5 protein-coding genes and 1 pseudogene are annotated in these 6,487 nt (G+C 76.2%); 4 read left to right on the top strand and 2 right to left on the bottom strand.

Annotated elements, in window-relative coordinates; translation table 11 throughout:
• The first annotated feature begins 117 nt into the window (after nucleotides 1–117).
• Entirely contained in the window at nucleotides 118–1,167 is a 1,050-nt protein-coding gene (locus ACI78V_RS21505; protein ID WP_456854501.1) for a 2,3-butanediol dehydrogenase, read from the top strand.
• 17 nt (nucleotides 1,168–1,184) lie between these two features.
• Here the strand turns inward: ACI78V_RS21505 and ACI78V_RS21500 are convergent, their stop codons facing one another.
• Nucleotides 1,185–2,561 carry an FAD-dependent oxidoreductase gene (locus ACI78V_RS21500; protein ID WP_456854499.1) on the bottom strand — a complete coding sequence of 459 codons (1,377 nt, stop codon included), beginning with the start codon at nucleotides 2,559–2,561 and terminating at the stop codon, nucleotides 1,185–1,187.
• 200 nt (nucleotides 2,562–2,761) lie between these two features.
• On the opposite strand from ACI78V_RS21500, the gene ACI78V_RS21495 reads away from it, so the two are divergent.
• Nucleotides 2,762–3,643, top strand: a complete 882-nt coding sequence (locus ACI78V_RS21495; protein WP_456854498.1) for a cold-shock protein — start codon at nucleotides 2,762–2,764, stop codon at nucleotides 3,641–3,643.
• Between the two features lie 252 nt (nucleotides 3,644–3,895).
• Here the strand turns inward: ACI78V_RS21495 and ACI78V_RS21490 are convergent, their stop codons facing one another.
• Nucleotides 3,896–4,483: a hypothetical protein gene (locus ACI78V_RS21490; protein ID WP_456854495.1), complete on the bottom strand. Its 588-nt coding sequence runs from the start codon at nucleotides 4,481–4,483 to the stop codon at nucleotides 3,896–3,898.
• Nucleotides 4,484–4,710: 227 nt separating this feature from the next.
• On the opposite strand from ACI78V_RS21490, the pseudogene ACI78V_RS21485 reads away from it, so the two are divergent.
• Both ACI78V_RS21485 and ACI78V_RS21480 read left to right on the top strand, forming a co-directional pair.
• Nucleotides 4,711–5,504: pseudogene (locus ACI78V_RS21485) on the top strand (mannitol dehydrogenase family protein); the annotation flags it as partial.
• The gene (locus tag ACI78V_RS21480) at nucleotides 5,478–6,206 is read left to right on the top strand and encodes a mannitol dehydrogenase family protein (RefSeq protein ID WP_456854503.1); all 729 of its coding nucleotides are present in this window, start codon (nucleotides 5,478–5,480) and stop codon (nucleotides 6,204–6,206) included. The pseudogene ACI78V_RS21485 and the gene ACI78V_RS21480, both read left to right, overlap by 27 nt.
• Nucleotides 6,207–6,487 lie beyond the last annotated feature (281 nt).

Raw genomic sequence — 6,487 nt, 5'->3', positions numbered from 1 at the left:
CGCCCCCCGCCCGCCCCCCCCGGCCCGCCCCCCCGCCCGCCCGGCGCGCGCCCCCCCCCCCCCCCCCCCCCCCCCCCCCCCCCCCCCCCCCCCCCTCCCGCCACCCGAGGAGGCACCGTGAAGGCAGCGAGGTTCCACGCCCGTGAGGACGTCCGCGTCGAGGAGGTCGAGGAGCCCGCGCCGGGCCCCGGCCAGGTCAAGCTGCGCAATGCCTACGCCGGCATCTGCGGCTCCGACCTGCACGTCTACTACACGCCGGAGAGCTCCGGCCTGGACTACACGACACCCCACCCGCTGACCGGGTCGATGCCCCCGCAGGTGCTCGGCCACGAGTTCTCCGGCACCGTCGTGGAGCTCGGCGAGGGCGTGGACCGCGTCGCCGTCGGTGACCGGGTCGCCGTCTGGCCCGTGTACCACTGCGGGACCTGCGCGGCGTGCCGCAAGGGCATGGTCAACACCTGCCGCAGCTTCGGGTTCCACGGGCTGACCAGTGACGGCGGCGGCATGGCCGAGTACACGACGGTGCCCGCGACGATGCTGCACCGGCTGCCCGACGAGGTGGACCTGCGCATGGGCGCCCTCGTGGAGCCGATGGCGGTGGCCTGGCACGCCGTCGACACCAGCGGGATCCGCCCCGGCCAGGCCGCGCTGGTCGCCGGGGCCGGACCGATCGGCATCGGCCTGTGGTTCGCGCTGCGCGCCCGCGGCGTGGAGACCGTGGTCGTCTCCGAGCCCAGCGCGGCGCGCCGCGCCGCCGTGGCCGGGCTCGGCGCGACCCGGGTCGTCGACCCGACGACCGGGGACCTGGCCGCCGCCGTGGCCGAGGCCACCGGCGGCGACGGGGTGGACGTCGCGTTCGACGCCGCGGGCGCCGGGGCCGCCGTCGTCCAGGCCGTCGGCCTGCTCGCCCCCGGCGGGCGGCTGGTCGTCGTCGCCCTGCACGAGAAGGCGTTCGAGTTCGACCCGACGATGCTGGTCTTCGGCGAGACCTCGATGACCGGGGTGCTCGCCTACCTCCCCCGCGACTTCGACGCGGTCATCGCCGCGATGGCCGAGGGCCGCTACGACGCCACCGGCTGGGTGGAGGAGATCGGCGTCGACGACGTCGTCGCCGCCTTCGGCCGGCTGCGCGGCGGCGCGGGGATGAAGATCCTGGTCCGGGTCTGACCGTCGGGGCCCGGCGCTCAGAGCACGCGCACGTCGGCCTCGACGGCCTCGAACGCCTTGCGCGCGGCGATGAGCACCGGGTCCCAGACGGGGGAGAACGGCGGGGCGTAGGAGAGGTCGAGGGAGAGCACCTCGTTGACGCCCATCTCGTTCCAGATGCAGATCGCCAGGGCGTCGATGCGCTTGGCGCTCTCCGCCCGGCCGACGATCTGGGCGCCCAGCAGCCGGCCGCTGCGCCGCTCGGCGATCATCTTGACCCGGATCGGCTGGGCACCGGGGAAGTAGCCGGCCTTGGTGGTGGAGTCGACGACGGCGGTGACGAAGGAGTACCCCGCGGCCTCCGCCTCGGCCTCCGACAGCCCCGTGCGCGCCGCCTCCACGTCGCAGATCTTGGTGATCGCGGTGCCGATGACGCCGGGGAAGGTGGCGTACCCACCGCCGATGTTGATGCCGGCCACCCGGCCCTGCTTGTTGGCGTGGGTGCCCAGCGCGACGACGACCCGCTGGCCGGAGAGCCGGTGCCGCGACTCCACGCAGTCGCCCGCCGCCCAGACCCCCTCGACGTCGGTGCGCATGCGGGCGTCGACGGCCACCCCGCCGGAGATGCCCAGCGGGATGCCGGCCTCCTCGGCCAGCCGCACGTCCGGCCGCACGCCGAGGCCGAGCACCACCAGGTCGGCGGGCAGCACGCGGCCGCTCGCGGTGGCCACGGCCCGCGCCCGGCAGTCGGCGCCGGTCTCGATGGCGGCGACCGGGTCGGACAGGACCAGCTCGATCCCCTCCTCGCGCACCGCCTCGGCGATGAACTCCCCGACGTCGGGGTCGAAGGTGCCCACCGGGGTGGCCGAGCGGTCGACGACGGTGACGTCGAGGCCGCGCACCCGGCAGGCCTCGGCGATCTCCAGCCCGATGTAGCCGCCGCCCACCACGACCACCCGGCGCACGTCGCCCCCGTCCAGCGCGGCCCGCAGCGCCACGCCGTCGTCGAGCACCTGCACGCCGTGGACGCCGGGCGCGTCGATGCCGGGGACGGGCGGGCGCATCGGGACGCTGCCGGTCGCGTAGACCAGGTCGTCGAACGGCTCGGTCCCCGAGCCCCCGCCCTCGAGCTCGTGCCAGTGCACGACCCGCCGGTCCAGGTCGATGCCGACGACCTCGGTGCGCATCCGGACGTCGATGCCGGCGGCGCGGTGCTGCTCCGGCGTCCGGGCGACGAGCGCCGCCTCGGACCCCACCGCCCCGCTGATCCAGTACGGGATGCCGCACGCCGAGTACGACGTCGCCCTCCCCCGCTCGAACATGACGACGTCGAGGTCCGGTTGCCGCTTGCGCGCCTGCGACGCCGCGCTGGCTCCGGCTGCGTCCCCACCCACCACGACCACCCGCTTGCCCACGTGGGCACGGTAGGGGCACCCGCGCTCCGCCGCCGGGCGGGCGGGCGCGGCGACCAGGCGCCCGGGCCGGGCCGGGGCCGGGGGCGCCCGTCCCGGGAATCCCTCCGCGGGGCGGGGCAACCGGTCGTCGGCTGGGTAGGGCACCCTGGAGGCGGGTGACGGGACCGACCCGTCGCGCCGGACGACGCAGGAGCAGGTACATGCCGCAGGGCACGGTGAAGTGGTTCAACGCCGACAAGGGCTTCGGGTTCATCGAACCCGACGACGGCAGCCCGGACGTCTTCGTCCACTTCTCGGCGATCGCCGACACCGGCGGTTACCGCAGCCTGGACGAGGGCCAGCGGGTCGAGTTCGAGACCAGCCAGGGCCAACGGGGCCCGCAGGCCGAGGGGGTCCGGCCCGTCGGCGGGGCACCCGCCGGCCGGGACCGGGGCCGCGACCGGGACGGGAGCCGTGACCGGGACGGGAGCCGTGACCGCGGCCGGTCGCCGTCGCGGGGCGGGGGCCGCAGCACCGGCACGGTGTCGTGGTTCAACGCCGAGAAGGGCTTCGGCTTCATCACCCCGGACGACGGGAGTGCCGACGTCTTCGTGCACTTCTCCGCGATCGTCGAGACCGGTGGCTACCGCAGCCTGGACGAGGGCCAGCGGGTGCAGTACGACGCGACCCAGGGGCAGCGCGGCCCGCAGGCCGAGAACGTGGAGCCGCTCGACGAGGGCGGCGGGCGCGGCCGCGACTCCGGGTACCGGGACTCCGGGTACCGCGACGGCGGCCACCGGGACTCCGGTGGCCGCGACTCCGGCTACCGCGACTCCGGCCCGCGCGGCGGGGGCGGCTCCCGCGGCTCCGGCGGCGGTGGCGGCGGTGGCGGCGGCCGGGCCCGCGGCACGGTGAAGTGGTTCAACGCCGAGAAGGGCTTCGGCTTCATCGAGCCCGACGACGGCGGCCCCGACGTCTTCGTGCACTTCTCGGCGATCGCCGACCAGGGCGGGTACCGCAGCCTGGACGAGGGCCAGCGGGTCGAGTTCGAGGCCAGCCCCGGCCAGCGCGGCCCGCAGGCCGACTCCGTCCAGGGCATCTGAGCCGGGTCCGGCGCGGCGTCGGCCGCGCCGGACCGCCCGGCTGCCGTTCCGCCGGCCCGCCCCGCGGCGCCGGTCGGCGCGGTGGAACCGCCCACGCCGAGGTGGACGACGCCGGTACGCCCGCGGTCGCGGTCGTGGCGGGGACCCGCACCGACGCGCTGGGCGAGGCGGGCGCGGTGGCGTCGAGCCGGGTCACCGTGCGCCTCCCAGGGTGCGGCGCGGGCCGCGGCGCCGGGGTCCCGGGAGCCGGCGTCAGATGGGGAGCAGGCGGCCGGCGATGCCCTTGAGCGTCGCCCCGGCCCGGTAGGACTGCACGAGCCACGAGCCGCAGACGATGTTCGCCCCGGCCAGGAGCGGGACCGCGAACTGGGTGAGCCGCTGGCGGCGCTGCCACCGGGCGATCTCCTCGGGCGTCCCGGCGGTGGGCAGGGTGGCGTCCTTGACCTCCAGCTGCTCGCCCCGGCGGACCGCCTCCTCGGCGAGGGTGCCGATGCGACTGCCGCAGTAGGCGGCGTAGGCGCTGGCGCCGGCACCGGCCACCGCGATCCCTGCCTTGAGCGCCCCCACCGAGGCGAACCCCTCCTGCAGGGCGAGCCGCCGTCCACCGGCCCGGGTCAGCTGCAGGCCGGCCACCAGGGTGGCCGCGATGCCGCCCCACTGGGCCGGGGCGTACCGCGCCCAGGCGGAGCTGGCCACGCGCACCCGGTCGATGCCCTGCGAGAGCTCGCTGCCGGACTTGTTCACGCCGGCGACGCCCATGAGGGTCCCGCCGAACCACATGGCGGAGCCGAGGTCGTGCACTGCCTGCGCGATGAAGTGGTTGTCGCTGCTGCTGGTCATGGGTCCCCCACCAGGTCCGCGGCCCTGTTCCGGTCGACGTCCCCTACCCCCTGCGTCGCGGCCGTAACGGCGCCCCGGGCGCTCACGGGCGACACACCGCGGGACGGCGACCCGCCGGTGGCGACCGGGCGTCACGTTTCCCCCGACGGGACGACTGGTACCCAGACCCCGGGGTCGCGGGTGCAACAAGCCGCCGGGCTGCCGCATCCACCTGAGGACCTCGATCGATGCCATCTGCCCCGACGTGCGCCACGAGCGCCGTCCCGCTGTCCGCCGCCAGCCTGGCCGACCTGCCCGCAGCGGTCGACGCGCCGCGCTACGACCGGTCGGCCCTGGTGCCGGCGATCGTGCACTTCGGCGTCGGCGGGTTCCACCGCGCCCACCAGGCGGTCTACCTCGACGAGCTCGCCCGCCGCGGCGTCACCGGCTGGGGTGTGGTCGGCGTCGGCCTGCACAGCCGGGAGATCGGCGAGGTGCTCGACGCCCAGGACCGGCTGTACACGGTCGTGGAGCGGGCGCCCGACGGCGACCGCGCCCGGGTCGTCGGCGCGATGACCCGCTACCTCTACGGCCCCGACGACCCCGAGGCGGTGCTCGACGCGCTCGCCGACGAGCGCACCCGGCTGGTGACGCTCACGATCACCGGCACCGGCTACCGCATCGACCCGCACTCCGGGGAGTTCGACGCCGACGACCCGCACGTCGCCCGGGACCTGGAGGACCCGGGGACGCCGGAGACGGTGTTCGGCTACCTCGTCGAGGGGCTGCACCGGCGCCGCGCGGCGGGCCTGCCCCGTTCACCGTGCTGTCCTGCGACAACATGCAGCACAACGGGGCCGCCGCGCGCACCGCCGTGGTGTCCTTCGCCCGGCTGCGGGACCCGGAGCTCGCCGACTGGATCGACGAGCACGGCGCCTTCCCCAGCAGCATGGTCGACCGGATCACGCCCAACACGACGCCGGAGATGCGCGAGGCCGTCGCCCGGGACAGCGGGGTGGACGACCGGTGGCCGGTCATCACCGAGCCGTTCCGGCAGTGGGTGGTCGAGGACGCCTTCTGCGCAGGCCGGCCGCCCCTTGAGGACGTCGGCGTGCAGTTCGTGCCGGACGTGGAGCCCTACGAGGTGGTGAAGACCCGGCTGCTCAACGCCGGTCACAGCTCCGTGGCCTACCTCGGCTACCTCGCCGGGCTGCGCACCACCGCGGAGGTCATGGCCGATCCGGTGTTCCGCACGTTCCTCACCCGGATGATGGCCGAGGAGATCGGTCCGCTGCTGCCGGCCGTGCCGGGCATCGACCTCGCGGACTACCAGGAGACCCTGCTCGGGCGGCTGGCCAACCCGCGGATGGCCGACCAGCTGGCGCGGCTGTCCCGCCGCGGGTCCACCAAGATCCCCAACTACCTGCTGCCGTCGATCTCGGCCGCCCTGGAGCAGGACCGTCCACACCGGCTGCTGTGCCTGGCCGTGGCGGGGTGGCTGCGCTACCTGCGCGGCGCCGACTACGCCGGGGAGTCGGTCCCGATCGAGGGCCCGCGCCCCGACCTCGTGCCGTTGGCCCGGGAGGCCGGCGAGGACGCCGCGCCGCTGCTGTCCGAGCGCAGCATCTTCGGCTCCCTGGGTGAGGACCCGCGGTTCGCCGAGCCGGTGCAGGAGGCCCTCGGGGTGCTGTGCCGGCAGGGACCGCGCGAGGCCATCGAGCACCACCTGCGGGACGGCGGGTGAGCTCCCCCGCCGACCTGTCGGGTACCACCACGCTCCTGTGCGACGCCGACGGGTCGTCACGGCGCACCGGCCCACGAGCGAGCCCGACGCCGCCGTCTACGCCCACGCCGGCCGCTCTCCGGACATCACGCCCGACGAGGGCGTCGCCGTGGAGGACCCGGTGAACGGGGCGCTGTCGGCGGTGGCCGCCGGCCACCGGACGGTCGGCATCGTGCGGTCCGTGCCGCCGGAGGACCGGGCGCGGCGCAGCGCGGCCCTGCCGGGGGCGGGGGGTGACGACC

The sequence above is a fragment of the Geodermatophilus sp. SYSU D00742 genome, assembly GCF_054049935.1.
The sequence above is the reverse complement of the archived record's forward strand: the minus strand, read 5'-3'. Positions and strand labels throughout refer to the sequence as shown.